Raw genomic sequence first — 26,253 nt, forward strand, 5'->3', positions numbered from 1 at the left:
TGGCGCATAGCAGAAGGCGCCCTGTCGCCGGTCCCCCCACGGGCCGACGACCAGGGCGCCTTCCCATGTCCCGGTACGGATTCCCCCCACGGGATCCGGCCGGGCGCTCGGAGAGGACAGCGCCTGAATCGCTGTCTGAGCACAACGAGCAGAACCCGTCGTACTCCAGTGATGCGGTGCGATCTGCCGGGACAACGCACGCAGGGAGGGCCGCTCAAAGCTTCCCGGTGTACGTGCCCCGGCAACGCATCTCTGAGGAAGTCCCCCAAGACATCCCCAGATGCCAGTCAGCGCCCCCCAAGACGCTGGTCTGACATCGCCAACTTAGACCTTCGAACCCCTTCGATGGTTACGTTCGCATCACTGTGATCTGTGTCTCTTGCATATGTCCGATAGATACGCAAGAGCCCCGATACGTCGATCGGGACTCAAGCGTAAGGATGATGCACGAGCCTTGTGAAGAGCTTATGTGAGGTGCGCGCCGGACTCTAGGGGGACTCTTACATCGACCGCCGGAACCCCGGAGTAACTTCGCGGAGCCCTCAGTGGAACGTCCGCAGCCGCAGGCTGTTGGTCACCACGAACACCGAGGAGAAAGCCATCGCGGCGCCCGCGATCATCGGGTTCAGCAGTCCCGCCGCGGCCAGCGGCAGCGCGGCCACGTTGTAGCCGAAGGCCCACACCAGGTTGCCCTTGATCGTGGCCAGGGTACGCCGCGCCAGCCGGATCGCGTCGGCCGCCACCCGAAGGTCCCCCCGTACGAGGGTCAGGTCGCCGGCCTCGATCGCCGCGTCCGTGCCCGTGCCCATGGCCAGGCCCAGGTCGGCGGCGGCGAGCGCGGCCGCGTCGTTGACCCCGTCGCCGACCATGGCGACGGTCCGCCCCTCGCCCTGAAGCCGCCGTACGACGTCCACCTTGTCCTCGGGCAGTACCTCGGCGACGACCTCCTCGATGCCCACGGCCCGCGCCACCGCCTCGGCCACCGTCCGGTTGTCGCCGGTCAGCAGCACCGGCGTCAGGCCCAGCGCGCGCAGCTCGCGCACCGCCTCGGCGCTGGTCTCCTTGACCGCGTCGGCGACGGCGAGGACACCGCGAGCCACTCCGTCCCAGCCGACCACGACGGCCGTACGACCCTCCTGCTCGGCCCGGGAGCGGGCGGCCGTCAACTCCTCCGGCACATCGTCCGTGTTCTCGGGGAGCCGCCCCACGGTCACCTCGTGGCCCGCCACACGTCCGCGCACGCCCCGCCCGGGGACGTTCTCGAAGTGCTCGGCCGCCGGCAGCGGCCCGACCCGCTCCTCGGCGCCCGTGGCGATCGCGCGGGCGACCGGGTGCTCGGAGGCGTGCTCCAGGGCTCCGGCGAGCCGCAGCACCTCGTCCTTGTCGGCGCCCTCGGCGACGTACACCTCCTGGAGCGTCATACGGCCGGTGGTGACCGTGCCGGTCTTGTCCAGGACGACCGTGTCGACGCGGCGCGTGGACTCCAGCACCTCCGGGCCCTTGATGAGGATGCCGAGCTGCGCGCCGCGCCCGGTGCCGACCATCAGCGCGGTCGGGGTCGCGAGGCCGAGCGCGCACGGGCAGGCGATGATCAGTACGGCGACGGCGGCCGTGAAGGCGGCGACGGTGTCACCGGTGACGCCCAGCCACACCGCGAACGTGCCGAGGGCGATGAGGATGACGACGGGCACGAAGACCGCCGAGATGCGGTCCGCCAGGCGCTGTACCTCGGCCTTGCCGTTCTGCGCCTCCTCCACCAGCCTCGCCATCCGGGCGAGCTGGGTGTCGGCGCCGACCCGGGTGGCCGTGACGACCAGCCGGCCGCCCGCGTTCACCGTCGCACCGGTCACGGCGGATCCGGGGCCGACGTCCACCGGTACCGACTCGCCGGTCAGCATGGCGGCGTCGACCGCGGAGACGCCCTCGGTCACCGTGCCGTCCGTGGCGATCTTCTCGCCGGGGCGGACCACGAACCGGTCGCCGACGGCCAGGGAGGCCACCGGCACACGCACCTCGCGGCCGTCCCGCAGTACGGCGACGTCCTTGGCGCCCAGCTCCATCAGGGCCCGCAGGGCCGCCCCCGCCCGCCGCTTGGAGCGGGCCTCCAGGTAGCGCCCGAGGAGGATCAGGGCGACGACTCCGGCGGCCACCTCGAGGTAGATCGTGGACGCGCCGTCCATCCGGGCTGTGACATCAGTCGCTACCGCTCCGGGGGTGAAGCGGAACTCGTCGTGCATGCCGGGCATGCCCGCGTCGCCGAGGAACAGCGCCCACAGCGACCAGCCGTACGCGGCGAGCGTGCCGACCGAGACGAGGGTGTCCATGGTGGCGGCGCCGTGCCGGGCGTTGGTCCAGGCGGCCCGGTGGAACGGCCATCCGCCCCAGGCGACGACCGGCGAGGCGAGCGTGAGCGAGAGCCACTGCCAGTTGTCGAACTGGAGGGCGGGGATCATGGCGAGCAGGACCACGGGAAGGGCGAGGGTGGCGGAGACCGCGAACCGTTGGCGCAGGGCGGCCAGTTCGGGGTCCTGCTCGGTCTCGGCGGGTGTGTCGTCCTCGGCGGGCTCCGGCGGCGCGGGCTCCTCGGCCGTGTACCCGGTCTTCACCACGGTGGCGATCAGATCGGCGACCTGTACCCCCTGGGGGTAGGTGACCTTCGCCTTCTCGGTGGCGTAGTTCACCGTGGCGCTCACGCCGTCCATGCGGTTGAGCTTCTTCTCGACGCGGGCGGCGCAGGAGGCGCAGGTCATCCCGCCGATGAGCAGTTCGACCTCGGAGCCGTCCGTTGTCGGGGGCGTGCCTATGGCTGTCTCTGTGCTGGTGGTGCTGGTCATGTCCGGACTCCAGACGACGGACCGGGCCGTACGGAGCCAGTATCAGCTGGTCGGTACGGCCCGGTCGGAGAATGAGCGGAGATCAGGCGCGGCCCGCGAGTTCGAAGCCGGCCTCGTCGACGGCGGCGCGGACGGCCTCCTCGTCGAGGGGGGCGGCGGAGACGACGGTGACCTCGCCGGTCGACGCGACGGCCTTCACCGAGGTGACGCCGGGAATTTCGGAGATCTCACCGGAGACGGAGCCCTCGCAGTGTCCACAGCTCATCCCGCTCACCTTGTAGACGGTGGTGACGGAGCCCGGGGTGTCGGTCGGGGCGGTCATGTCGTTACTCCTCGTCGTTACTGGTGGGGCCGACGAGGCCCACGGTGGGGCCTGCACTCTTGAGATTATACCCCTAGGGGGTATTTCTCCAAGAGGCGCCACGGCGTGCCAGCGAGCGCACCCGTGCGATGCCCAGGAGGGAGACGAGTACCAGTCCGCCGACCGAGAACACCGCCAGGAGGTGCTCCTGTAGGGCCGTCGGCCGGGGGACGTACCCCTGCGCGAACAACTGCCGGGCCGGGTACGGCCCGGCCAGCTGGGTCACCAGCCAGAGGGCGACGCCGTGGGTGGAGTCCCACAGCGTGTGCAGCAGGCCGGCGCCGAGCCAGGCGCCGAGGACCGGTCCGCCCAGGCGGAAACGGCCGTTCGGGCGGCGGTGCGCGAGCAGGGCCCCGCCCGCGATCGCGGTCCACAGGCCGTGCCCGAGCGGTGCGAGGATCCCGTGCAGGGTCTCGGTCTCCAGCAGGGTCCGCAGGCCGAGGCCGTCCGTGGACAGCGCCGTGCCGAAGGCGTGGCCCGAGCTCTCCAGGGCCGCGAAGCCGCAGCCGACGGCCGCGCCCAGGACGAGCCCGGCGCGCATGCCGTGGATCCCGCGCAGCCGGCGCAGTACGAACATCAGCGCGCCGAGCTTGACCGCCTCGGTCAGTCCGGCGCCGGCGAACATTCGCAGTGAGGGGTGGAGCGGGTGCTGCTCCGTCACCGACGCGCCCAGCACGCCGAGCGTGCCGCCCGCCAGGAAGCAGCCGAGGACGGCGCTGACGCCCAGGTCGTGGCCGTGCCGCTCGTACGCCCACAGTACGAAGGCGACGGGGAGGAGGAGGCCGCCGAGCAGGATGACGGTGGGCAGGAGTGCGGTGTCCGCCGTCGCGTAGGTCGCGAGGGCGGTCAGCGCCCACACGGCCAGCCCGCCGCTCAGGAGGCGCCGCCACAGGCCCGCGCGGATCCGCGGGTACGGGGGAGGGGGTTGCAGCGGGCTGGGGATGCGGGCGCGGGGGGTGCCGGGCGGCGGGTAGGTCACGGCGGTCCCCCTCGGGCTCCTGCTGGGCGATTTACCCGAACCCTATGCAGGTGGCCTTTATGTCGCAGTCCGGGGAAGGCCGGTGGTGTCCGTGCCGGTGGCGTCCGTGGGGCCGAGCCGGTCGACGACCAGGGGGTCGAGGTAGCGGACCAGTACGTGCTTCAGCTCGCGGACGTACGCCTCGCGCTCGGCGCCCTCGTGGGCGAGCACCAGTTCCAGGCCGGCCTTGTAGACGCCGAGGCAGACGTGGGCCGTGCGCGTGAGTTCGGCGGGGGAGGTGTCGGTCAGGAGGACGGCGAGCAGGCCCTCGATGCGGCTGACCAGTGTGGCGTGCAGGGCGTCGTGCTCCTCGGCGATCCGGCCCGGGATGTCGGGGCCGTGCATCAGCGCGAAGAACACCGGGTGTTCGGTGTTGAAGGCGATGAACCGGTCGACGGCGGCGCCCACGGCCTCCTCCAGCGGGGTGGCCGGATCGACCGGGGCGAGCGCCTCGCCGTAGGTCTCCCGCATCTCGTGCACGAGGCGGTCGCCCAGCTCGATCGCGATCGCTTCCTTGTTCGGGAAGAACTGGTAGAGCGTGCCCGGGGAGACGCCCGCCTCGCGGGCGATGGCGTTGGTACTGGCGGCCGTGTAGCCGGTGGTGCAGAAGACGTCGGCGGCGGCTTGCAACAGCTGGGCGATGCGACGCTCGCCGCGTGCCTGGCGGCGGCGCGGCTGTTCCTTCCCCTGATTGTCGGCGATGTCGTCGGGCACCCGTTATCCCCAGCTCTCCGAACGTGATTGACAAACACGAGTGGTCGCTCGCATTCTTGAGAAACGCGAGCGATCTCTCGTGTTTGCCAGTCTATGGCTATGGCGACCCATGCCGCCTGTCTGCGTACGGCACGGGTCATGGTGAAGGGGACACCGCACGATGACCGAAGTCAACCGCCCACCCCGGCCCGGTGGCTGGACGCGGTTCGTGACCGCCCGCCCTCGGTTGTCGCTGCTCGCGGCGCTGGTGCTCACCGCGCTCGCGGTGCTCGCCGGCAGCGGTGTCGCCGACCGGCTCGGCAGCGGCGGCTGGGAGGATCCGGCCGCCGAGTCGACGTACGCGACCAAGGCGCTGGAGCGTGAGTTCCCCGACTCCCAGCCCAACCTGCTGCTCCTGGTCGACTCCGGCCGCTCCTCGGTCGACGCCCCGGCGGTCGCCGCCGAGGCCAGAAGTCTCGCCACCCGACTGGCCGGTGAGAAGGGCGTCACGGGCGTCGGCTCCTACTGGCAGGCCGCGCCCTCGGCGGCAGCCGCCCTGCGCGCCGAGGACGGCCACGAGGCACTGATCGCCGCCCGTATCACCGGCGACGAGAAGGAGATGGGCCGGACCCTGGACCGCATAGCCCCGTCCTACCGGGGGACGCACGGCCCGCTGAAGGTGCGGGTCGGCGGAGTCGTCGCCGTGCGGCACGAGATGCAGACGATCATCCAGGAGGACCTGGCCCGCGCCGAGATGATCGCGCTGCCGGTGACGCTGGTGCTGCTGGTGATGGTCTTCGGCAGCGCCGTCGCGGCCCTGCTCCCGCTGGGCATCGGCATCGTGGCCATCCTCGGCACCAACGCGGTGCTGCGCGGACTGACGGAGTTCACCGACGTCTCCGTCTTCGCGCTGAACCTCACCACCGCGCTGGGCCTGGGACTCGCCATCGACTACGCCCTGTTCGTCGTGCGCCGCTTCCGTGAGGAACTCGCTTCCGGCGCCGAGCCGCTCACGGCCGTCGGCACCACCCTGCGAACGGCGGGGCGCACGGTGCTCTTCTCCTCCCTCACGGTCGCGGTCTCCCTGGCGGCGATGCTGCTGTTCCCGCAGTACTTCCTGCGCTCCTTCGCCTACGCCGGCATGGCCGTGGTGCTGCTAGCGGCGGCGGCCGCCCTGATCCTGCTGCCGGCGGCCCTGGTGCTGCTGGGCCATCGGGTGAACGCCCTGGATCTGCGGCGGGCGTTCCGGCGGGGCCGCCCGGCGAAGGCATCCGGCGAGGAGGGCACCGCCTGGGCGCGGGCGGCGACCCTGGTCATGCGCCGGGCCCCGCTCTTCGCCGTGGCGACCACCGTCGGCCTGGTCGTCCTCGGACTGCCCTTCCTCGGCGTGAAGTTCGGCACCGCCGACGACCGTCAGCTGCCGTCGGGCGCCGAGTCCCACATCGTGCAGCAGCACATCCGGGACGGCTTCCCGGGCAGCCCCGGCGGCGGACTGGAAGTGCTCGCGGAGGGCAGGGCGAGCCAGGCGCAGTACGCCGCCTACAAGCAGCGGGTGGCGGCCCTGCCCGAGGTGGCGCGGGTCGACGGCCCGCTGGTGAAGGGCGAGTCCGCCTACTTCACGGTGCTGCCCAAGGGTGAGGCCGTCGACGACGCGGCACAGCGCCTGGTGGGCGACCTGCGTGCGGCGGACGCGCCCTTCGACACCAAGGTCACCGGCACAGCGGCCGTCCTGGTCGACTCCAAGCACGCGATAGCCGAACACCTGCCGTGGGCGGCCGCGTTCATCGCGATCGTCACCCTGCTCCTGGTCTTCCTGCTCACCGGCAGCGTGCTGATACCCGTGCAGGCGGTGGTGCTCAACGCGCTCAGCCTGACCGCCATGTTCGGCGCGGTGGTCTGGGTCTTCCAGGACGGCCACCTCTCCGGCCCGCTCGGCTTCACCAGCTCCGGCTCCATCGAGACGACCCTGCCCGTCCTGATGTTCTGCGTGGCCTTCGGCCTCTCCATGGACTACGGCGTGTTCCTGCTCTCCCGCATCAAGGAGGAGTACGACCGCACCGGCGACCACAACGAGGCCGTGCGCCACGGGTTGCAGCGCACGGGTGGGCTGATCACCGCGGCGGCGGTCATCCTCGCGGTGGTGATGGTCGCGATCGGCACCTCCCGGGTGACCAACACCAAGATGCTCGGCCTCGGTATCGCACTGGCGGTGCTGATGGACGCCATGGTCGTCCGCAGCCTGCTGGTCCCGGCGATCATGCGGCTCACCGGCCGCGCGACCTGGTGGGCACCGGCCCCCCTGCGCCGGCTGCACGAGCGGATCGGGCTCAGTGAGGGCGAGGCGGCCCCGCCCGCCGCCGAGTCCGAGGAGCAACGGGACAAGATCGGCGCGCGGCACTAGACAGGGGGCTAGCGTTCGCGGTGGTCCGCGGTCGGTCTGCCCGCGGGCGGTCGCACGGAAGGCGAGGGCGAAGGCACATGCGCGCTGTGGTGTTCGAGCGGTACGGGGAGCCGGCCGAGGTGCGGGAGGTGCCGGACCCGGAGCCCGCCGAGCACGGCGTCGTGGTGCGGGTCGAGGCCACCGGCCTGTGCCGCAGCGACTGGCACGGCTGGATGGGGCACGACCCGGACATCACGCTGCCGCATGTGCCCGGCCATGAACTCGCCGGGACCGTGGAGGCGGTCGGAGACCGGGTGACCGGCTGGCGCCCCGGTGACCGGGTCACCGTGCCCTTCGTCTGCGCCTGCGGCAGCTGTCCCGCCTGCGCGGCCGGCGAACAGCAGGTGTGCGAGCGGCAGACCCAGCCCGGCTTCCACCACTGGGGCTCGTTCGCGCAGTACGTGGCACTGGACCATGCCGATGTGAACCTGGTCGCCGTACCGGACGACCTGTCCTGTGCGACGGCGGCCGCGCTCGGCTGCCGGTTCGCGACGGCCTTCCGGGCCGTGGTGCAGCAGGGGCGCGTGGCCGCGGGGCAGTGGGTCGCGGTGCACGGCTGCGGGGGCGTGGGCCTGTCGGCGGTGATGGTCGCGGCGGCGTCGGGGGCGCGGGTCGTCGCCGTCGACGTGTCACCGGCGGCGCTGGAGCTGGCGCGGAAGTTCGGGGCGGCTCAGTGCGTGGACGCCACGCGGACGCGGGACACGGCCGCCGCGATCCGTGAACTGACCGGCGGTGGTGCCCATCTCTCCCTCGACGCGCTCGGCTCGCCCGGCACCTGCGCGGCCTCCGTCGACTCGCTGCGCCGCCGCGGCCGGCACATCCAGGTCGGCCTGCTCCCCGCACCCGACGGCACGACCCCCGTGCCCATGGCCCGCGCCATCGCCCTGGAGCTCGAACTCCTCGGCAGCCACGGCATGGCCGCCCACGCCTACCCGGGCATGCTCGAACTGGTCCGCGCGGGCGTACTGCGCCCCGACCTGCTGGTGACGTCGACGATCCCGCTGGACGCGGCCCCGGCCGCGCTCGCCGCGATGGACACGGCACGCGGCGCGGGAGTCACCGTCGTCGAACCATGGCGCTGACGCCTGGCTAGGTCTGGTCCCGGCCGCGGTTGCGGGGTCTGGAGGCGACCCAGGCGCGGACGGTGTCGGCGTACCAGTAGGGCTTGCCGCCCTCCACCTGGTCGGGCGGGGGCAGCAGCCCGTGCTTGCGGTAGGACCGTACGGTGTCCGGCTGCACCCGGATGTGCGCCGCGATCTCCTTGTACGACCAGAGTCTTCGGTCGGTCATGAGTTGCACCTCCCCGCGCGCGCCGCGGTCGGCGGCCGGGGACGGTCGTCGGTGGAGCCGGGCGCTGCGCTGGTGATCACCAGCCTGTGCCCGGTGAACGACACACGGTGACTGTCAGGGAGGGTCTGTCGAAGGGATGTGACGCGGGGTCCGCCTACGTGGGACATGTGTGACAGGGGGTGCATGTTTGTGACAGAGGTGACGCAAACGGCCCACGAGAAGACGGCCCACGAGAAGACGGCCCACGAGAAGACGGCCCACGAGAAGACGGCCCACGAGAAGACGGCCCACGAGAAGACGGCCTACGAGAAGACGGCCTACGCCCCGCAGGACCTCAGGAACGCCCGGGTCCGCCGGGCGATCGGGAGGGGCTTGTCCGGGTCGCACGGGTACATGTCCTGCTCGACGATCGCGAACAGGTCGACGTCCAGCTTTTGGGCCGCCTCCAGGACCGGACCGAGCGCGGGCACTCCCGCCGGGGGCTCGCACATCACGCCCTGGGCGACCGCCGGGCCGAACGGGGTGCCGTTCGCCCGTACGTCCGCGAGGATCTCCGGGTCGACCTGCTTGAGGTGGAGGTAGCCGATCCGTTCGCCGTAGGTCTCGATCAGCTTGACGCTGTCGCCGCCGCAGTAGGCGTAGTGCCCGGTGTCCAGGCACAGCGAGACCAGTGAGGAGTCGGTGCCGTCGAGGAAGCGGGTGACGTTGTCCTCGCTGTCGATGTGGGTGTCGGCGTGCGGGTGGACGACGATCGACAGGCCGTAGCGTTCCCGCACCTCCCGCCCCAGCCGCTCGGTCAGCGAGGTCAGGTTGCGCCACTGCTCGGGGGTGAGCGTGTCCGGCTCCAGTACCTCGCCGGTCTTGTCGTCGCGCCAGAAGGACGGGATCACGACCAGGTGCCGGGCGCCCATCGCCTGGGCGAGCGCGGCGTTGTCCGCGACGTGCGCCCACGTCTTCTCCCACACCGCCTCGCCGTGGTGCAGGCCCGTGAAGACCGTGCCGGCCGACACCTTCAGGCCACGCCGGGCCGTCTCCTCGGTGAGCACGTTCGGGTCGGTCGGCAGATAGCCGTAGGGGCCCAGTTCGATCCACTCGTAGCCGGAGTCGGCGACCTCGTCGAGAAAGCGCTGCCAGGGCACCTGTACGGGGTCGTCCGGGAACCAGACGCCCCAGGAATCGGGCGCCGATCCGATGCGGATGCGGGACAGTGGGGCTTGAGGTGACAACGACGTCATGGCCGTCAGCGTGGGCCGCCGGAAAGCGCGTGTCAAGCTCTGGTCCGAATGTCTGGACAAAACATTGACAGGCTCCCTGGTGCGGGGCTACAAACCGGGGGAGAGCCGTGACGAAGGGAAGCCGGATGGCGTACGACCTGATCACCATGGGGCGGATAGGGGTGGACCTCTACCCGCTCCAGACCGGTGTACCGCTCGCGCAGGTGACGACCTTCGGCAAGTTCCTCGGCGGGTCGGCGACGAACGTCGCGGTCGCCGCGGCCCGCCTCGGCCGGAGCACCGCCGTGATCACCCGCACCGGCGACGACGCCTTCGGCACCTATCTGCACGAGGCCCTGCGGGACTTCGGCGTCGACGACCGCTGGGTCACCCCGGTCGCCGGGCTGCCCACGCCGGTCACCTTCTGCGAGGTCTTCCCGCCGGACGACTTCCCGCTGTACTTCTACCGCCGGCCCAAGGCGCCCGACCTGGAGATCGACGCCCACGACCTCGACCTCGACGCCATCCGCGACGCGAGCGTCTTCTGGGTCACCGGCACGGGGCTGAGCGAGGAGCCGAGCCGTACGGCGACGCTCGCGGCGCTCGCCCACCGGGCGAAGGCCGGGACGACGGTCTTCGACCTCGACTGGCGGCCCATGTTCTGGACGGACCCGGACACGGCCCGCCCCTTCTACGCCGAGGCCCTGCGGCACACCACGGTCGCCGTCGGCAATCTCGACGAGGTGGAGGTCGCCACCGGGGTGCGCGAGCCGCACGCCGCCGCCCGCGCCCTCCTCGACGCCGGTGTGGAACTCGCGGTGGTGAAGCAGGGACCCAAGGGCGTCCTCGCGGTCAACAGCGCGGGCGAGACGGCCGAGGTCCCGCCGCTCCCGGTGAACGTCCTCAACGGACTCGGCGCCGGCGACGCCTTCGGCGGCTCCCTCTGCCACGGCCTGCTGGCCGGCTGGGACCTGGAGACGATCATGCGGCACGCCAACGCGGCCGGCGCCATCGTCGCCTCCCGCCTGGAGTGCTCCTCCGCGATGCCCACCCCGGACGAGGTGGCCGCCGCGCTCGAGGCCGGAGCGGTGCTGTGAGGGCCGGCCGGGTCATGGGGGCGCAGCACGACGGCGGGGACGGCGTCGGGTTGCCGAAGGTGGACGTCTCCGCGCTGGTCCACACCCGCACCCACCACCCCGAGGCCATCGCCGAGGCCGCCGCCCGCCGTGTCCGCAGGCCGCTGCTGAACGACCACGGCCGCCTGATGATCGTCGCCGCCGACCACCCGGCCCGCGGCGCGCTCGGCGTCGGCGACCGCAGGCTGGCCATGGCCAACCGCGCCGACCTCCTCGAACGCCTCTGCCTGGCCCTCTCCCGGCCCGGCGTGGACGGCGTCCTGGCCACCGCCGACATCCTGGACGACCTGCTGCTGCTCGGCGCGCTCGACCACAAGGTGGTCATGGGTTCGATGAACCGCGGCGGCCTCCAGGGCGCCTCCTTCGAACTCGACGACCGCTTCACCGGCCACCGCCCCGAGGACATCCAGCGCCTGGGCTTCGACGCGGGCAAGCTGCTGCTGCGCATCGACTACGACGACCCGGGCTCGCTGACCACCCTGGAGTCCACGGCCCGCGCCATCGACGAGATGGCCGCCCGCCGGCTCCCGGTCTTCGTCGAGCCGTTCATCAGCCGCCGCACCGACGAGGGGCGGCTGCGCAACGACCTGAGCGCGGACGCGGTCACCAGGTCCATCGCCATCGCCTCGGGTCTGGGCGGCAGTTCGGCCTACACCTGGCTGAAGGTCCCGGTCACCGAGAACCCCGACGACATGGCGCGGGTCATGGAGACCTCCACGCTGCCCGCCGTGCTGCTCGGCGGCGACATCGGAGACTCGCCCGAGGACCAGGACGCCGCCTACGAGAAGTGGCGGGGCGCGCTCCAACTCCCCACCGTGTGCGGCCTGGTGGTCGGCCGCTCGCTGCTGTACCCGGCGGACGGCGATGTGGCCGCCGCCGTGGACACCGCCGTAGGACTGCTGTGAGGGCCGTATGACCAGTAACGACCTGCACTTCCGCCGGGGCGCGACCGCGGGCGCCCAGTATGTGCTCGACATCGACCCCAAGCGGGCCGGCTGGACGTACTGCGGCCTGCGCGTGGTCGAGCTGGCGCCGGGCGGTACGCACACGTTCACCACCGGCGACAGCGAATGGATCGTGCTTCCGCTCAGCGGCGGTTGTACGGTGCACGTGGAGGACGAAGAGTTCCAAATCCTGGGCAGGGACAGCGTGTTCGACGGGGTCTCCGACTTCGTGTACGCGCCCCGTGACGCCCGGGTCCTGATCGCCTCCGGCGCGGGAGGCCGCTTCGCCCTGGCAGGAGCGAAGTGCGAGCGACGACTCCCCGCCCGCTACGGCCCCGCGCCGGAGGTTCCCGTCGAAGACCGCGGCAGCGGCACCTGCGCCCGCCAGGTGCGCAACTTCGCCTCCGCGGACTCGTTCGACTGCGACCGGCTGATCGCCGTCGAGGTGATCACCCCGGGCGGGCACTGGTCCTCGTACCCGCCGCACAAGCACGACGAGCACCGGCCCGGCGAGGAAGCGGAGCTGGAGGAGATCTACTACTTCGAGATCGAGGGTCCGAACGGTTTCGGCTATCAGCGCGTATTCCCCTCCCGTGAGGGCGGATCGGACGTCCTCGCTGAGGTCCGCACCGGCGACGCCGTCCTCGTCCCCGACGGATGGCACGGCCCGTCCATCGCCCAGCCCGGCCACGCCATGTACTACCTGAACGTCATGGCCGGTCCGGGCGAGACGCGGGAGTGGCGGATCTGCTTCCACCCGGACCATACGGAGGGGTATCGATGACTCCGACGACCTCAACGACGAGGCTCACGGTCGCGCAGGCGCTCGTCCGCTTCCTGTCCGCCCAGTACACGGAGCGGGACGGCGTACGGCAGCGGCTGATCGGCGCCACCTGGGGCATCTTCGGCCACGGCAATGTGGCGGGCATCGGGCAGGCGCTCATCGAGTACGCGGGCGACATGCCGTACCACCAGGGCCGCAACGAGCAGTCCATGGTGCACGCGGCGGTCGGCTACGCGCGTCAGTCGAACCGCCTGTCCACGCACGCGGTGACGACCTCCATCGGCCCCGGCGCGACCAACCTGGTCACCGGCGCCGCCCTCGCGACCGTCAACCACCTCCCGGTCCTGCTGCTGCCCGGCGACGTCTTCGCGACCCGCCCGGCGGACCCGGTGCTCCAGCAGCTGGAGGTGCCGTACGCGGGGGACGTGTCGGTCAACGACTGCCTGCGCCCGGTGTCGCGCTACTTCGACCGGATCAACCGGCCGGAGGCCCTGATCCCGGCCGCCCTCCAGGCGATGCGTGTGCTCACCGACCCGGTGGAGACGGGCGCGGTCACCCTCGCGCTGCCGCAGGACGTGCAGGCCGAGGCGTACGACTGGCCCGAGGAGTTCTTCGCCGAGCGGGTGTGGACCGTACGGCGGCCGGGCGCGGACCCGGCCGAACTCGCCGAGGCCGTACGGGCGATCCGGGCGGCGAGCAGGCCCCTCGTCATCGCGGGCGGCGGGGTCCACCACAGCCGCGCCGAGGAGGCCCTCGCCGAGTTCGCGGCGGCGACCCGCATACCGGTCGCCTCCACCCAGGCCGGCAAGGGCTCCCTGCGCCACGACCACCCGCAGGACGTCGGCGGCGTCGGCCACACCGGCACCGCCACCGCCGACGAACTCGCCCGCACCGCCGACCTGGTGATAGGCGTGGGCACCCGGTACACCGACTTCACCACCGCCTCCGGCACCCTCTTCGAGAACCCGGACGTCCGCTTCCTCAACCTCAACATCGCGCCCTTCGACGGTCACAAGCTCGCCGGAACCCCGCTGGTCGCGGACGCCCGCAGCGGACTCCAGGAGCTGACCGAGGCGCTGGCGATGCACGGCCACCGGACCGCCGACTCGTACGCCACCGAGTACACCGAGGACAAGGAACGCTGGGAGCAGCGCGTCGACGCCTGCTACGAGGCCGACGAGCCGGACGTACGGCCGACGCAGCCGCAGGTGCTGGGCGCGCTGGACGCGATCGTCGACGAGACGGACGTGCTCATCAACGCGGCCGGCTCCCTGCCCGGCGACCTGCACAAGCTGTGGCGCACCCGGTCGCGTGACCAGTACCACCTGGAGTACGGCTACTCCTGCATGGGCTACGAGATCCCGGCCGCGATCGGTGTGAAGATGGCCGCCCCGGACCGGCCGGTCTGGGCGCTGGTCGGTGACGGGACGTATCTGATGATGCCGACGGAGATCGTCACGGCGGTGCAGGAGGGGATCGCGATCAAGATCCTGCTCGTGCAGAACCACGGCTACGCCTCGATCGGCGGCCTGTCGGAGTCGGTCGGCGGCGAGCGGTTCGGCACCGCCTACCGCTTCGCCTCCGAGGACGGCACGTTCACCGGGGCTCCGCTGCCCGTCGACCTCGCCGCCAACGCGGCCAGCCTCGGTATGCGGGTGCTGCGCGCGAAGACCGTACGGGACCTGCGCGCGGCGCTCGCCGAGGCGCGGGCCGCCGACACTCCCACATGTGTCTATGTGGAGACCGAAACCGCAGACACAGTGTCGGGCGCGCCTCCGGCGCAGGCCTGGTGGGATGTTCCTGTGGCCGAGACCGCGACCCGATCGTCCGCGGTGAAGGCCCGTGAGCTGTACGAACGGCACGTCTCGACCCGACGCCGCCATCTGTGAAGGAGTACTCGGTCATGACGAAGATCGTCAACCACTGGATCGGCGGCAAGTCCGTCGACGGCACGTCGGGCAACTTCGGGCCGGTCACCGACCCGGCGACCGGCGCGGTCACCACGAAGGTCGCGTTCGCGTCGGTGGACGAGGTGGACGCCGCGGTCGCCGCCGCGAAGGACGCCTATCTGAGCTGGGGCCAGTCCTCGCTGGCCCAGCGGACGTCCATCCTCTTCAAGTTCCGGGCGCTGCTGGACGCCAACCGGGACGCCATCGCCGAGCTGATCACCGCCGAGCACGGCAAGGTGCACTCCGACGCCCTCGGCGAGGTGGCGCGCGGCCTGGAGATCGTGGACCTGGCCTGCGGCATCAACGTGCAGCTGAAGGGCGAGCTGTCGACGCAGGTCGCGAGCCGTGTCGACGTGTCCTCGATCCGGCAGCCGCTGGGTGTCGTCGCGGGCATCACGCCGTTCAACTTCCCGGCGATGGTCCCGATGTGGATGTTCCCGATCGCCATCGCGTGCGGCAACACCTTCGTGCTGAAGCCGTCGGAGAAGGACCCGTCGGCGTCGGTCAAGATCGCCGAGCTGCTGGCCGAGGCGGGCCTGCCGGACGGCGTGTTCAACGTCGTGCACGGTGACAAGGTGGCCGTCGACCGGCTCCTGGAGCACCCGGACGTCAAGGCCGTCTCCTTCGTCGGCTCGACCCCGATCGCCCGCTACATCCACACCACGGCCTCCGCGAACGGCAAGCGCGTACAGGCGCTCGGCGGCGCGAAGAACCACATGCTGGTGCTGCCGGACGCCGACCTGGACGCGGCGGCCGACGCGGCCGTCTCCGCGGCCTACGGTTCCGCGGGCGAGCGCTGCATGGCGATCTCGGCGGTCGTGGCCGTCGGCGCGATCGGTGACACGCTGGTGGAGAAGATCCGCGAGCGCGCCGAGAAGATCAAGATCGGCCCCGGCAACGACCCGGCCTCCGAGATGGGCCCGCTGATCACCAAGGTCCACCGCGACAAGGTGGCCTCGTACGTCGAGGGCGCCGCCGCCGAGGGCTCCGAGGTGGTGCTCGACGGCACCGGCTACACGGTGGAGGGCTTCGAGGACGGCCACTGGATCGGCATCTCGCTGCTCGACAAGGTGCCGACCACCGCGAAGGCCTACCAGGACGAGATCTTCGGCCCGGTACTGACCGTGCTGCGCGTCGACACCTACGAGGAGGGCATCTCCCTCATCAACGCCTCCCCGTTCGGCAACGGCACCGCGATCTTCACCCGGGACGGCGGCGCGGCCCGTCGCTTCCAGCTGGAGGTCGAGGCCGGCATGGTCGGCGTGAACGTGCCGATCCCGGTCCCCGTCGGCTACCACAGCTTCGGTGGCTGGAAGGACTCGCTCTTCGGCGACCACCACATCTACGGCAACGACGGCACGCACTTCTACACCCGCGGCAAGGTCGTCACCACCCGCTGGCCCGACCCGGCCGACGCCCCGGCGGGCGTGGACCTGGGCTTCCCGCGCAACCACTGACACGCCGATACGACAGGGTGCCCCGTCCTCCGCGTGGGAGAGGGCGGGGCACCGGTGTGTTCAGCTCTGCTTGCGCTGCTCCTGCTGCCGCTTCACCACGTCGGTGAGGTCGGCGGTCTGCGCGGCGGGCGGGGCCTTCACGGTGGCCGTCTTGCCGAACTTGTCGAAGTCCATGGTCACCGTCATGGTGCCCATCTTCTGCTTCATCCGCACCGGAAGGTCACCGGAGCCGACCCAGACGTCCATGGTGATCGAGTCGACGCCGAGCGCCGAGCCCATCGGGGAGCCCTTGCCGTAGGCCTGCTTGAACTTGCCCATGTGCGCCTGGTCGACCACGGCCCGGTAGTGGGTCGTACGCCGCCCGTCCACGGTCTGCGTGCCGAGGTTGTCGACGTCGTTGGCGTACTTCAGCCCCTTCATGGAGGCCGAAGGACTGCCGTTGCTCCCCGTGAGGGCCTGCGCGCCCTTCTCCCCGAAGATGGCCGCGCCGTCGACCTTGATCCAGCTCTTGCCCTTGAACGGGCCGGTGGCCAGCGTGTCGACCTTGTAGTAGTAGGCACCGTCGACGAACAGGCAGCGGATCTTGGGCGAGTGCTGAAGGGCCTGCATGTTCGCGGCCTTGGTGTCCATCTCGACGTCGATGGCGTATCCGTCGCCCCACGAGTACGTGCCGTCCATGGCTATCGGGGTGCCGGTGCCGAGGTCCGTCGTCGTCCGTACCTCGGCGGAACCCAGAGCCTCGGTCCGGTCCGTCGCCCTGGCCAGCGCCGCCATCGCCTTGCCGGCGCTGTCGACCGTCTTGGCGGCCGTCTTCGCCCCCTCCGCGCCGCACGCGGAGGTCGCCAGCAGCGCCGCCGCCGTGCACACCACCCAGGCCGCGCTCCTGCCCAGCTTCATGTATCCCCACCCCTTGCTGTGTTCCGGCTGTGACCGGTGAACTCTAACGGGACACACTGACAGGTCCGGATCCCGGTCGTCCTGACATTTTTTTGACGCCCGTCCTGCGGTTACCGCATGGCCCAAGGGGGCGGAACGTACTGCGTCGAATTGCTGTTTACGAGATGAACGGGGTACTTGATCTACGAATTCCGTAGGTAAACACCCATTGACGCGTCGGTTTTCGTCGGGGTTCGATGCACCTCGATCCCAGCCGCCGGAGGCATCCGCACGAGTCGATCGGAACCGCCGCATGACCGACACGCTCCGCCCTGTCGACACAGCCGCCCCAGAGGCGGCCGACAGTCCCCAGACACTCAAGCGTTCCATCGGGGTGGTCGGCGGCACCCTCCTCACGCTGTCCTGCGTGACACCCGCTTCCACGCTCTTCGTGGTCGTCCCGGACCTGTTCGGCTCGCTCGGCACCGCCACCGCCCTGACGATCGCCATCGGCTCCCTCCTCTGTATCGCCGTGGCGTTCTGTTACTCCGAGCTGGGCACCCTCATCCCCAGCGCGGGCGGCGAGTACGCCATGGTGTCGACACTGGCCGGGCGGCTGGCGGGCTGGCTGGTCTTCGTGCTGTCGCTGCTGGTCGTGATGATCGTGCCGCCCGTGATCGCCATAGGCACCGCCGACTACCTCGCTCCGATCGTCCACCTCGACCCGGCCATGACCGGCGCCGGCGTGATGCTGCTGGCCACCCTCGCGGGCCTGCTCGACCTGCGCGCCAACGCCTGGATCACCGGCATCTTCCTGGTCCTGGAGGTCATCGCCGCCGGGGTCGTCGCCGTGCTGGGCTTCACCCACGCCCACCGCGGCCTCGGCAGCCTCACCTCGATGCAGGTCGCCGGCACCGACGGGCACACCGACACCGTGACGGCCATGCTGGTCGTCTCCGGCCTGGCGATCGCCCTCTTCGTCACCCAGGGCTTCTCGACCGCCGTCTACCTCTCCGAGGAACTGGAGCACCCGCGCCGCAACGTCGCCCGCACCGTGCTGGCCACCCTCGCCATCTCCACCGTGGTCATCCTCGTCCCGGTCGCCGCCATCACCCTCGGCGCCTCCGACATCAAGGAGCTGACCGGCGGCGACCTCAGCTCCATGGTCACCGCCTGGTCCGACTCCGCCGTCGGCACCTTCGTCAGCCTCTGCGTGGCCCTCGCGATCATCAACGCGGGCATCGTCATGGTCATCCAGAACTCCCGCGTCCTGTTCGCCTCCGCCCGCGACAAGGCCTGGCCCGAGCCGGTCAACAACGTCTTCTCCAAGCTCGGCCGCTTCGGCTCCCCCTGGGTCGCCACGCTCGCGGTCGGCGTCCCCGGCGCGCTGCTCTGCTTCGTCAACCTGGACACGCTGTACGGCGTCACGGGCGTCTCCGTGACCGGCATGTACCTGCTCGTCGCCATCGCCGCCCTGCTCGCCCGCCGCGGCCACCACAAGCACACGCCCGCCTGGCGCATGCCGCTGTGGCCCGCGATGCCGGTGCTGCTGATCGCGGTCCTGGCGTACATCCTCAGCCAGCAGGAGACGAGCTACCTGCTGTGGACCGGCGGCATCACCGCCGTCGCCACCCTCTACTGGGCCCTCTACCTCCGCCCGCGCCGCGACACCCGCTGGCTGGTGTCCATCCCGGAGGACGCCCAGGCCTGACGGTCACCCGAACTCCCACGTCACCACCGAGCACGTCCCGTCGCCCTTGCCGCCCGCACTGCGATACGCGGCAAGGGCGACGTCGTTGCCGGTGTCGACCAGGACCCACATCCCGTAGCAGCCCAGTTCCCGGCCCAGCGCCGCGAGCCGGCCGACCAGCGCCCGCCCGATGCCCCGGCGCCGGTACCGCTCCGCGACCGCGAGCTCGTACAGGAACATCTCGCTGCCCTTGTCGGGATGGATCGTCTCGACGCCGCTGACGAAGCCGACGGGGGCGTCCTCGCCGTCCCGGACCTCGTAGGCCAGGAGCAGATGGTGTCCGGCCGCCGTCAGGAAACGCTCGGCCCACTCGGGGCGGACGGCGTGGTCGAAGAGGTGTTCGGCAGCGATGACCTCGGCGACGGAGCTTGCGCGGCGAATCTCCATGGGGGCTTCGTACCACGGCTGGTGTAGGCGGCGGGAGGCCCGTACTCCCAGGGGAGGGCCAGGGGTTCGGTCCCCGGGTTGCATCGGTTGTCGGTGGCGGACCGTACCGTGGACCCATGGATCTTCGATTGCCCGGCGTGCGCGGGTTGCTTCGGGGGCCGCGGCGGATGATGGCCGCCGCGGCCGCCGTCGTCGTGCTCGCCGGTGCCGGTACGTGGACGGCCGTCGCCTCCGACGACACGTCCCCGGTGCGCCGGACCGACCAGGTGATGAACATGGGCGACGGGGTGCGCGTCGACACCTCGTACTTCACCACCGGCGGCTCCGGCCGCCGCCCGGCCGTCCTGCTGGCGCACGGCTTCGGCGGCAGCAAGGACGACGTACGGCAGCAGGCCCAGGACCTCGCGAGAGACGGGTACGCGGTGCTGACTTGGTCGGCACGCGGCTTCGGGCACTCGACGGGGAAGATCGGCATCAACGACCCCGAGGGCGAGGTCGCCGACGTCTCCCGGCTCATCGACTGGCTGGCGAAGCAGCCGCAGGTCCGGCTCGACAAGGCGGGCGACCCGCGCGTGGGCATGGCCGGCGGCTCCTACGGCGGGGCGATCTCCCTGCTCGCCGCCGGCTACGACCACCGGGTGGACGCCATCGCCCCGTCGATCACGTACTGGAACCTCGCGGACGCCCTGTTCCCCGACGGCGTGTACAAGAAGCTGTGGGCCGGGATCTTCTTCAACGAAGGCGGCGGCTGCGCCAGGTTCGAGCCCGCGCTGTGCCAGATGTACGACCGGGTCGCCGAGTCGGGCAAGCCGGACGCGGCGGCGCGGAAACTGCTGGAGGAGCGTTCGCCGTCCGCCGTCGCCGACCGCATCAAGGTGCCGACGCTGCTGACCCAGGGCCAGACCGACTCCCTGTTCACGCTCGCCCAGTCCGACGCGGCCGAGAAGGCGATCCGCGCGAACCGCGCCCCCGTCGACGTCGACTGGATCGCCGGCGGGCACGACGGCGGCGACCTGGAGGCCGACCGCGTCCAGGCCCGCGTGACGGCCTGGTTCGACCGCTACCTCAAGGGCGACAAGGGCGCCGACACCGGCCCGGCCTTCCGGATCACCCGCACCGGAGGCGTCGACTCCACCGACGGCGCCGCCCAGCTGCGGGGCGCCACCGCCGACACCTACCCCGGGCTGGCGAGCGGCCGGCGCAAGGTCGCGCTCAGCGGCGGCGAGCAGCGCATCGCGAACCCGGCGGGAGCCAGCCCGCCCGGTGTCTCCGCCCTGCCCGGCCTCGGCGGCTCCGGCGGCCTCGCCCAGCTGTCCTCCCTCGGCGTCGGGGTGTCGCTCGACTTCCCCGGCCAGTTCGCCGCCTTCGACTCCAGGCCGGTGGGCGGCGACGTCCAGATCACCGGCTCGCCCACCGTGACCGTCCACGTCACCTCGACGAGCGACGACGCCGTGCTCTTCGGGAAGGTGTACGACGTCTCGCCCGACGGCACCCAGAAGGTGCTGCCCTCCCAGCTGGTCGCACCGGTCCGGGTCGAGGGCGCCAAGTCCGGCAAGGACGTCACCCTCACGCTCCCCGCGGTCGACCACGACGTGCTGAAGGGCCACCGGCTGCGCCTGGTCCTCGCCTCCACCGACCTCGGCTACGCCTCCCCGGCGGCCCCCGCCACGTACACCGTCTCCCTGAAGGGCGACCTGAGCGTCCCGACGGCCCCCGGCGTGGGCACGGCGTCGGTGCCGCTGCCCGCCTGGGTGTGGTGGCTGCCGCTGGCGGGCGCGGCGGGCGCGCTGGTGCTGCTGGTCACCGGCCGCCGCCGCACGGCGGTGCCCGGACCGGACCCCGAGCTGGCCGAAGTGCCGTTGCAGATAACCGACCTGAGCAAGCGGTACGCGCGCTCCGCGGACCGCTACGCCGTGCGGGAGCTGTCCTTCCGCGTGGAGAAGGGCCAGGTCCTCGGTCTGCTCGGGCCGAACGGCGCGGGCAAGACGACGACCCTGCGCATGCTGATGGGCCTGATCCGGCCGGACGGCGGCGAGATCCGCGTCTTCGGGCACGCGATCCGGCCCGGCGCGCCGGTGCTGTCCCGGGTCGGCGCGTTCGTGGAGGGCGCGGGTTTCCTGCCGCACCTGTCCGGGCGGGAGAACCTCGAGCTGTACTGGCGGGCCACCGGCCGCCCCGCCGGGGACGCGCACCTGGAGGAGGCCCTGGAGATCGCGGGCCTCGGCGACGCGCTCGCCCGCGCGGTGCGCACCTACTCCCAGGGCATGCGCCAGCGTCTGGCCATCGCCCAGGCCATGCTCGGCCTGCCGGACCTGCTCATCCTCGACGAACCCACCAACGGCCTCGACCCGCCCCAGATCCGCGAGATGCGCGAGGTGATGATCCGGTACGCCGCGGCCGGGCGCACGGTGATCGTCTCCAGCCATCTGCTGGCGGAGGTCGAACAGTCCTGCACGCACCTGGTGGTCATGGACCGGGGCCGGCTCGTCCAGGCGGGGCCGGTGGCCGAGATCGTCGGTTCCGGCGACACCCTGCTGATCGGCACCGCCACGCCCGTGGAGGAGCCGGTCGTGGAGAAGGTGGCCGCGCTGCCCGGGGTCGCCTCGGCGGTCCGCGCCGAGGGCGGGCTCCTCGTCCGCCTCGACACCGGCGGGGGCGCGTCGCGGCTGGTCGCCGAACTGGTCCGGCTCGACATCCCCGTCGAGTCCGTCGGTCCGCACCGCCGTCTGGAAGACGCGTTCCTCACCCTGATCGGAGGCACGGCATGAGCACGCTCGCCGAGCAACCGGAGCCCGTCGCGCACACGGAGCCCGTCGAGACCGCCGTCGGCTACCGGGCCGGCCGTACCCTGCCCCTGCGGGTGGAACTGGTCCGCCAGCTCAAGCGGCGCCGCACGCTGCTCATGGGCGGGATCCTCGCCGTCCTGCCGTTCGTCCTGGTCGTCGCCTTCGCCATCGGCGGCGAGCCGGGGGGCCGCAACAACCAGGTCACGCTGATGGACACGGCCACCGCGTCCGGGGCCAACTTCGCCGCGGTGAACCTGTTCGTGTCGGCGGGTTTCCTGCTGGTGATCCCGGTCGCCCTGTTCTGCGGGGACACCGTGGCCTCGGAGGCGAGCTGGTCCTCGCTGCGCTATCTGCTGGCCGCGCCCGTGCCCCGGGCCCGGCTGCTGTGGTCCAAGCTCGTCGTGGGGCTCGGGCTCAGCCTGGCCGCGATGGTGCTGCTGCCGGTCGTGGCGCTGGCCGTCGGCACGGCCGCCTACGGCTGGGGCCCGTTGCAGATCCCCACCGGCGGCGCGCTCGACCCGGGCACGGCGGCCCAGCGGCTGCTGGTGGTCGTCGCGTACATCTTCGTGTCGCAACTGGTCACCGCCGGGCTCGCGTTCTGGCTGTCGACGAAGACGGACGCCCCGCTGGGCGCGGTCGGCGGCGCGGTGGGCCTCACCATCGTCGGCAACGTCCTCGACGCCGTCACCGCCCTCGGGCACTGGCGCGACTTCCTGCCCGCGCACTGGCAGTTCGCCTGGGCCGACGCCGTCCAGCCGCGTCCCGAATGGTCCGGCATGATCCAGGGCACGGCGATTTCCGTGACGTACGCCGTGGTGCTGTTCGCTCTCGCATTCCGGGGTTTCGCCCGGAAAGACGTGGTGTCCTAGGGGCCGTCCAACCGGGTGAATCCCCGAAACCAATTCCCTGCTGTCGGGTTGATGAAGCAGTGGGGCATGTGACCTGCCCGTGCCGATCGACCTGTACGGCAGATCGGTCACACTTCCCGGCTGTGTCATGGCCGGCCTCGGACGTCGATCCCCGTCCGAGGCCGGCTTTCCCAATTCTTCAAGCAGGAAGATAACCACATTGCGAAAGACCATGTGCAGGGGAGTGCTCGCGGCGGCCGCCGCCACGGGCATTCTCTCCCTGTCCTACAGCTCCGCTCTCGCTGACACGAACGCGGCGGGAAGCGCGACGGATTCCCCCGGTGTCCTGGCCGGCAACAGCGTTCAGGCGCCGGTCGACGCGCCGGTGAACGTGTGCGGCGACACCGTCAACGGGGTCGCGGCGCTCAACACCGCGTTCGGCAACGACTGCGAGAACGACGCGGCGCCGGGGCCCTCCGTGACCGCCACGCCCACCAAGCCGACTGTGAGCGTGAAGCCTTCGGCTTCGCCCAGCGACGACTGCGACACCCCGACGCCGTCGAGCAGCCCCACCCCGCCCACGCGCGTCGTGGAGAAGCCGCGCCCGACGCCCCCGCCCACGCGGACCAGCCACACCCCGCCGCCCAAGCAGACCGTCGGCGAACCGCCCCAGCTGGCCGAGACCGGCAGCAAGACGATGCTGGCGACCTCGGCCGCCAGTGCCGCGCTGATCGCGGGCGGGGTCATGATGTACCGCCGCGGCCGGGCCGCCGCCCAGCGGTAGCCCCCTCGCCGGACGGGCCGCTGACGACTCGCTCTGCGTCAGCGGCCCGGAAGCGTTCGTGCACGCTGTCGTCAGCGGCGCACCGGCGTCGGCGACCAGTCGCGGTTGCTGCTTCCCGGTACGGGGATCGTCCCGCCCACCGGGGTCTTCCTGAGCCGGCGGCGCACCCCGCGGACGAGGGCCTCCGCCGTGAACGTCGCGCCCTGCACGAAGCGCATGGCCGGTCCGAAGCCGGAGGCGGTCACCAGGCCCGCCATGAACAGGCCGGGCTGGGAGGACTCGAAGTCACGTCCGACCGCGGGGGTGCGGTCGGGCAGGGTGGCCAGCGACCCGCGAAGCTCCTCGGAGAGCAGTCCGATCCGGTCGCAGTGCGCCTTGAATCCCGTGGCGGCGATGACGTGTTCCGTCTCCAGGGTCCGCAGCGCGCCCTTGCGGTTCATCAGGTTCAGCCGCAGACCGCCCGGCACCGCGCCGGCCGAGGTGACCTCGTGGCCCGGCAGCAACTCCACCGGCCCTTCCACGCGGTCCCGGACCCACCACGCGCCCGCCGGTCCCAGTGCGGTGGCCGCGATGCGCTGCCGGGTCGCCTCCGGCAGCTGCCGGTAGAGGCCGGGGCGCTCGCTGTAGAACCAGTTCCGCCAGCCGGGGCCGAGGCCGCTGTGCGGGGAGCGGATGTTCTGCCACAGGTTGCGCTCCAGGGGCGGCGGCACATCGTTCCACCGCAGCCCGTCCGCCCGTGCCAGCACCCGTACGCGGGTGCCCTGCTCGGCGAGCAGCGCCGCGGTCTCCAGGGCCGCCTGGCCGCCGCCGATCACCGTGACGTCGCCGCCGCGGAAGCGGTCGAGGTCGCTGTGGTGACTGCTGTGCGTCACCAACGCGGGGTGCAGTCCGCGCAGCGCCTGCGGTACCTCGACGAACGGCATCACACCGATCGCCAGCGCCACCGCCCGCGCGTACAGCATCTCCCCGTCCTCGGTGACCACCGTGAAGCCGCCGGGGCCGGACGCCACCCGGGTCACCATGCGCTCGTCCACCTCGGGTACCGCGTGCCGCGCGAACCACATGCCGTACGACGCGAACGCCTCGACCGGGATCGGCTCCGCGTGACGTGCCGACAGGCCGTGCTCCGCGCAGTACACGTCCAGGCGCCAGCGTCCGCCCGGATCGGAGAGGTTGGATGCCCACGGCTCCGACTTCAGGAACATGCCGCGGGGCATGTTGTCCCGCCAGGACGCCATGGGCCGTCCGAACACGCGCAGGTTCAGCCCGGCGGCCGCGGCATGGGAGGCGATCGACAGGCCGTACGGGCCTGCACCCACAACCAAAAGGTCGTACTTCATCAATTGCTCGCTTTCTCGTTGTCGGTCAGGGCGGGCGAGGCCGCCCGGGGGATCAGGAGTGGTGCGGATGCCGTCTTCTTCGCGCCGAGCCGCTCCCGCAGCCGGCGGGAGACATGACGGCACCACAGGGCCCACATCGCCCATCCGGGGACGCGGTCGTCCCGGGCGTACCAGGCGAGTTCGCGCCCGCCGGGCGCCGGACGGAGCGCGGCGAGCGGTGCGTAGTTCTCCACCACGAACGCCCGTCCGGCCAGCGGGGTGCCGTCCGGCAGGGAGCGGCCCGTCAGGTCCAGGTGCAGGGCGCGTACGACGTCCAGGCCCGCGCTGTCGGCGAAGAGCCGGAACTGGGCGCCGGGGCGCGGGTTGAAGTCGAGGAGGTGGTAGCGGCCCGTCGTGCCGCAGCGGCGGAAGTCGAGGTCGAGGACGCCGCGGTAGCCCAGCTCGTCGGTGAGGCGCTCGGCCAGCGCCTGCACCTGCGGGTTGGGGGTCCAGCAGCCCACCGCGGTCAGCCCCGCGCCGCGCGGCCAGGACAGCTGCTTGCGGCCCGGCCCGCCCGCGCGCACGGTGCCGGAGCGGTCGGCGTAGCCGTGGAAGAACCAGTCCCGGTCCTCTCCCGGCGGCAGGTACGCCTGGAGCAGCAGCCTGCTGCCCGCCTCCTCGGTGCGCGCGTGGAGTTCCCGGGCCTGCCGCACGGAGTGCACCAGGACGGTGCTGCGCAGGTCGCTGCCGGTGGGCAGCAGCCACGGCCGGCTCCACTTGGCCACCATCGGCAGTCCGAGCCTCGTCGCGGCGTCGGCGGCCTCCGCCGGGCTGTCCGGGACCAGCGTCACCGGGTGCGGGATGTCCGCGGAGGCGCAGACGGCGGCCAGTTCGGCCTTGTCGGCGACGCGTTCGGCCAGTTCGCCCGGCAGCGGCGGCAGGAGGTAGGAGGGCGCGAGTTTCTCCCGCATCCGCGCCGAGGCGATCGCGGTCGCGTCGTCCATCGGGATCAGGACGGCGGGACGCCCGATCCGTTCGGCGACACACCGCAGCACGGCACTGATCTCGCCCGGGGACGCGCCGGGCGGCGGCGGGGGGTGCATCCGGCGTACAAAACGCGACCGGTGGACGGGACTTCCCGCCGAATCGGCGACGACATGCACCTCCACTCCCGCCCGGCCGAGCGAACGCACGGCCCCCAGCGTTCCGTGGTGAAAGGGATTCCGGTCGGTCCGCAGCAATACGGCGGGGACTCGGGTGTCGAGCAGCGACACGAATGCTCTTTTCTTTCGGATCGGCTCACCCGTACGGGCGAGCGCAGTACTCGAAAGCCGCAATGGCGGTGGCACCATTGGCTTTCCTGTGCCTGACTTCATATGACAG

At 71.7% G+C, this 26,253-nt stretch carries 21 protein-coding genes; 11 read left to right on the forward strand and 10 right to left on the reverse strand.

Annotated features, from left to right (window positions below):
* Positions 1 to 542: 542 nt before the first annotated feature.
* The 4 genes from ABZ915_RS06175 to ABZ915_RS06190 form a co-directional block, all read right to left on the reverse strand.
* Complete coding sequence (locus tag ABZ915_RS06175) at positions 543 to 2,834, reverse strand: heavy metal translocating P-type ATPase (protein ID WP_361796613.1); 2,292 nt, start codon at positions 2,832 to 2,834, stop codon at positions 543 to 545.
* Positions 2,835 to 2,916: 82 nt separating this feature from the next.
* Positions 2,917 to 3,156 (reverse strand): heavy-metal-associated domain-containing protein, encoded by a 240-nt coding sequence (locus ABZ915_RS06180; protein WP_361796616.1) that lies wholly within the window; start codon positions 3,154 to 3,156, stop codon positions 2,917 to 2,919.
* 73 nt (positions 3,157 to 3,229) lie between these two features.
* Positions 3,230 to 4,174 carry a PrsW family glutamic-type intramembrane protease gene (locus ABZ915_RS06185; protein ID WP_361796619.1) on the reverse strand — a complete coding sequence of 315 codons (945 nt, stop codon included), beginning with the start codon at positions 4,172 to 4,174 and terminating at the stop codon, positions 3,230 to 3,232.
* A gap of 57 nt (positions 4,175 to 4,231) precedes the next feature.
* On the reverse strand, positions 4,232 to 4,915 hold the full coding sequence (locus tag ABZ915_RS06190; protein WP_361797713.1) for a TetR family transcriptional regulator: 684 nt from the start codon (positions 4,913 to 4,915) through the stop codon (positions 4,232 to 4,234).
* Positions 4,916 to 5,087: 172 nt separating this feature from the next.
* Here ABZ915_RS06190 and ABZ915_RS06195 point away from each other — a divergent pair, with 172 nt between their 5' ends.
* Together ABZ915_RS06195 and ABZ915_RS06200 are read left to right on the forward strand one after the other, a co-directional pair.
* On the forward strand, positions 5,088 to 7,307 hold the full coding sequence (locus ABZ915_RS06195) for an MMPL family transporter (RefSeq protein ID WP_361796622.1): 2,220 nt from the start codon (positions 5,088 to 5,090) through the stop codon (positions 7,305 to 7,307).
* A 77-nt stretch (positions 7,308 to 7,384) separates the two neighbouring features.
* Positions 7,385 to 8,428 carry a zinc-dependent alcohol dehydrogenase family protein gene (locus tag ABZ915_RS06200; protein ID WP_361796625.1) on the forward strand — a complete coding sequence of 348 codons (1,044 nt, stop codon included), beginning with the start codon at positions 7,385 to 7,387 and terminating at the stop codon, positions 8,426 to 8,428.
* A gap of 7 nt (positions 8,429 to 8,435) precedes the next feature.
* Here the strand turns inward: ABZ915_RS06200 and ABZ915_RS06205 are convergent, their stop codons facing one another.
* Positions 8,436 to 8,636 (reverse strand): MerR family transcriptional regulator, encoded by a 201-nt coding sequence (locus tag ABZ915_RS06205; RefSeq protein ID WP_361796628.1) that lies wholly within the window; start codon positions 8,634 to 8,636, stop codon positions 8,436 to 8,438.
* A gap of 317 nt (positions 8,637 to 8,953) precedes the next feature.
* Complete coding sequence (locus tag ABZ915_RS06210) at positions 8,954 to 9,871, reverse strand: sugar phosphate isomerase/epimerase (protein WP_361796631.1); 918 nt, start codon at positions 9,869 to 9,871, stop codon at positions 8,954 to 8,956.
* Positions 9,872 to 9,996: 125 nt separating this feature from the next.
* Between ABZ915_RS06210 and iolC the strand changes: the two genes are divergently transcribed.
* From iolC to mmsA, 5 genes are read left to right on the forward strand one after another with little or no spacing between them, the layout of a single operon-like run.
* Complete coding sequence (gene iolC, locus ABZ915_RS06215) at positions 9,997 to 10,947, forward strand: 5-dehydro-2-deoxygluconokinase (RefSeq protein WP_361797716.1); 951 nt, start codon at positions 9,997 to 9,999, stop codon at positions 10,945 to 10,947.
* Positions 10,948 to 10,961: 14 nt separating this feature from the next.
* Positions 10,962 to 11,891 carry a deoxyribose-phosphate aldolase gene (locus ABZ915_RS06220; protein WP_361796634.1) on the forward strand — a complete coding sequence of 310 codons (930 nt, stop codon included), beginning with the start codon at positions 10,962 to 10,964 and terminating at the stop codon, positions 11,889 to 11,891.
* Positions 11,892 to 11,898: 7 nt separating this feature from the next.
* Positions 11,899 to 12,714 (forward strand): 5-deoxy-glucuronate isomerase, encoded by an 816-nt coding sequence (gene iolB, locus ABZ915_RS06225; RefSeq protein WP_361796637.1) that lies wholly within the window; start codon positions 11,899 to 11,901, stop codon positions 12,712 to 12,714.
* Positions 12,711 to 14,603: a 3D-(3,5/4)-trihydroxycyclohexane-1,2-dione acylhydrolase (decyclizing) gene (iolD, locus tag ABZ915_RS06230; protein WP_361796640.1), complete on the forward strand. Its 1,893-nt coding sequence runs from the start codon at positions 12,711 to 12,713 to the stop codon at positions 14,601 to 14,603. The genes iolB and iolD overlap by 4 nt, the downstream gene beginning before the upstream one ends.
* A gap of 14 nt (positions 14,604 to 14,617) precedes the next feature.
* Positions 14,618 to 16,120, forward strand: a complete 1,503-nt coding sequence (mmsA, locus tag ABZ915_RS06235; protein WP_361796643.1) for a CoA-acylating methylmalonate-semialdehyde dehydrogenase — start codon at positions 14,618 to 14,620, stop codon at positions 16,118 to 16,120.
* A gap of 60 nt (positions 16,121 to 16,180) precedes the next feature.
* Here the strand turns inward: mmsA and ABZ915_RS06240 are convergent, their stop codons facing one another.
* The gene (locus ABZ915_RS06240; RefSeq protein WP_361796646.1) at positions 16,181 to 17,017 is read right to left on the reverse strand and encodes a hypothetical protein; all 837 of its coding nucleotides are present in this window, start codon (positions 17,015 to 17,017) and stop codon (positions 16,181 to 16,183) included.
* Between the two features lie 292 nt (positions 17,018 to 17,309).
* Here ABZ915_RS06240 and ABZ915_RS06245 point away from each other — a divergent pair, with 292 nt between their 5' ends.
* Positions 17,310 to 18,707, forward strand: a complete 1,398-nt coding sequence (locus tag ABZ915_RS06245; RefSeq protein ID WP_361796649.1) for an APC family permease — start codon at positions 17,310 to 17,312, stop codon at positions 18,705 to 18,707.
* Positions 18,708 to 18,710: 3 nt separating this feature from the next.
* Here the strand turns inward: ABZ915_RS06245 and ABZ915_RS06250 are convergent, their stop codons facing one another.
* The gene (locus ABZ915_RS06250; protein WP_361796652.1) at positions 18,711 to 19,133 is read right to left on the reverse strand and encodes a GNAT family N-acetyltransferase; all 423 of its coding nucleotides are present in this window, start codon (positions 19,131 to 19,133) and stop codon (positions 18,711 to 18,713) included.
* 116 nt (positions 19,134 to 19,249) lie between these two features.
* On the opposite strand from ABZ915_RS06250, the gene ABZ915_RS06255 reads away from it, so the two are divergent.
* From ABZ915_RS06255 to ABZ915_RS06265, 3 genes are all read left to right on the forward strand, one after another.
* On the forward strand, positions 19,250 to 21,901 hold the full coding sequence (locus ABZ915_RS06255; protein WP_361796655.1) for a CocE/NonD family hydrolase: 2,652 nt from the start codon (positions 19,250 to 19,252) through the stop codon (positions 21,899 to 21,901).
* Positions 21,898 to 22,788, forward strand: coding sequence for an ABC transporter permease (locus tag ABZ915_RS06260; RefSeq protein WP_361796658.1), 891 nt, complete (start codon positions 21,898 to 21,900; stop codon positions 22,786 to 22,788). The genes ABZ915_RS06255 and ABZ915_RS06260 overlap by 4 nt, the downstream gene beginning before the upstream one ends.
* 211 nt (positions 22,789 to 22,999) lie before the next feature.
* A complete protein-coding gene (locus ABZ915_RS06265) occupies positions 23,000 to 23,551 on the forward strand; it encodes a chaplin (RefSeq protein WP_361796661.1) in 552 nt (183 codons plus the stop codon).
* 71 nt (positions 23,552 to 23,622) lie between these two features.
* Here ABZ915_RS06265 and ABZ915_RS06270 read toward each other — a convergent pair whose 3' ends face one another.
* Both ABZ915_RS06270 and ABZ915_RS06275 read right to left on the reverse strand, forming a co-directional pair.
* Positions 23,623 to 24,891, reverse strand: coding sequence for an NAD(P)-binding domain-containing protein (locus tag ABZ915_RS06270; RefSeq protein WP_361796668.1), 1,269 nt, complete (start codon positions 24,889 to 24,891; stop codon positions 23,623 to 23,625).
* Positions 24,891 to 26,144, reverse strand: coding sequence for an ATP-grasp domain-containing protein (locus tag ABZ915_RS06275; protein ID WP_361796671.1), 1,254 nt, complete (start codon positions 26,142 to 26,144; stop codon positions 24,891 to 24,893). Before ABZ915_RS06275 ends, ABZ915_RS06270 begins: the two co-directional genes overlap by 1 nt.
* Between the last annotated feature and the right edge of the window lie 109 nt (positions 26,145 to 26,253).

The sequence above is a fragment of the Streptomyces sp. NPDC046915 genome, assembly GCF_040644935.1.
Classification (GTDB): Bacteria; Actinomycetota; Actinomycetes; order Streptomycetales; family Streptomycetaceae; genus Streptomyces.

Excerpts from the sequence above, each read along its gene's own strand:
- ABZ915_RS06175 (WP_361796613.1), bottom strand. The coding sequence starts at position 2,834 with ATGACCAGCACCACCAGCACAGAGACAGCCATAGGCACGCCCCCGACA.
- ABZ915_RS06180 (WP_361796616.1), bottom strand. The coding sequence starts at position 3,156 with ATGACCGCCCCGACCGACACCCCGGGCTCCGTCACCACCGTCTACAAG.
- ABZ915_RS06195 (WP_361796622.1), top strand. The coding sequence starts at position 5,088 with ATGACCGAAGTCAACCGCCCACCCCGGCCCGGTGGCTGGACGCGGTTC.
- ABZ915_RS06200 (WP_361796625.1), top strand. The coding sequence starts at position 7,385 with ATGCGCGCTGTGGTGTTCGAGCGGTACGGGGAGCCGGCCGAGGTGCGG.
- ABZ915_RS06205 (WP_361796628.1), bottom strand. The coding sequence starts at position 8,636 with ATGACCGACCGAAGACTCTGGTCGTACAAGGAGATCGCGGCGCACATC.
- ABZ915_RS06210 (WP_361796631.1), bottom strand. The coding sequence starts at position 9,871 with ATGACGTCGTTGTCACCTCAAGCCCCACTGTCCCGCATCCGCATCGGA.
- iolC (WP_361797716.1), top strand. The coding sequence starts at position 9,997 with ATGGCGTACGACCTGATCACCATGGGGCGGATAGGGGTGGACCTCTAC.
- ABZ915_RS06220 (WP_361796634.1), top strand. The coding sequence starts at position 10,962 with ATGGGGGCGCAGCACGACGGCGGGGACGGCGTCGGGTTGCCGAAGGTG.
- iolB (WP_361796637.1), top strand. The coding sequence starts at position 11,899 with ATGACCAGTAACGACCTGCACTTCCGCCGGGGCGCGACCGCGGGCGCC.
- iolD (WP_361796640.1), top strand. The coding sequence starts at position 12,711 with ATGACTCCGACGACCTCAACGACGAGGCTCACGGTCGCGCAGGCGCTC.
- mmsA (WP_361796643.1), top strand. The coding sequence starts at position 14,618 with ATGACGAAGATCGTCAACCACTGGATCGGCGGCAAGTCCGTCGACGGC.
- ABZ915_RS06240 (WP_361796646.1), bottom strand. The coding sequence starts at position 17,017 with ATGAAGCTGGGCAGGAGCGCGGCCTGGGTGGTGTGCACGGCGGCGGCG.
- ABZ915_RS06245 (WP_361796649.1), top strand. The coding sequence starts at position 17,310 with ATGACCGACACGCTCCGCCCTGTCGACACAGCCGCCCCAGAGGCGGCC.
- ABZ915_RS06250 (WP_361796652.1), bottom strand. The coding sequence starts at position 19,133 with ATGGAGATTCGCCGCGCAAGCTCCGTCGCCGAGGTCATCGCTGCCGAA.
- ABZ915_RS06255 (WP_361796655.1), top strand. The coding sequence starts at position 19,250 with ATGGATCTTCGATTGCCCGGCGTGCGCGGGTTGCTTCGGGGGCCGCGG.
- ABZ915_RS06260 (WP_361796658.1), top strand. The coding sequence starts at position 21,898 with ATGAGCACGCTCGCCGAGCAACCGGAGCCCGTCGCGCACACGGAGCCC.
- ABZ915_RS06265 (WP_361796661.1), top strand. The coding sequence starts at position 23,000 with ATGTGCAGGGGAGTGCTCGCGGCGGCCGCCGCCACGGGCATTCTCTCC.
- ABZ915_RS06270 (WP_361796668.1), bottom strand. The coding sequence starts at position 24,891 with ATGAAGTACGACCTTTTGGTTGTGGGTGCAGGCCCGTACGGCCTGTCG.